A 332-nucleotide genomic window follows, 5' to 3' on the forward strand; every position below is an offset into this window, starting at 1 on the left:
ACCATCTTTCAAACTGAAACCATGCGGTTTCAGTTGTTATGCGGTATTAGCACCTGTTTCCAAGTGTTATCCCCCGCTTCTGGGCAGGTTACCCACGTGTTACTCACCAGTTCGCCACTCATCCGATGCTGAAAATCAGTGCAAGCACTTCAATTCAGCGGGATGCGTTCGACTTGCATGTATTAGGCACGCCGCCAGCGTTCGTCCTGAGCCAGGATCAAACTCTCAATTTATGATTGTTTGTGACTCATTAATATTACTAGCGAAATTGACTTCGCAAATTACATTTGATATCAACCGAAATTGATATACCCTGCACATTTGTGAAACAA

1 rRNA gene is annotated in these 332 nt (G+C 44.0%); it reads right to left on the minus strand.

The window, feature by feature from the left end:
* A 16S ribosomal RNA gene (locus AC6H04_RS02300) occupies positions 1-233 on the minus strand; the annotation flags it as partial.
* Positions 234-332: the final 99 nt, after the last annotated feature.

The organism is Secundilactobacillus sp. MJ173 (genome assembly GCF_059704265.1).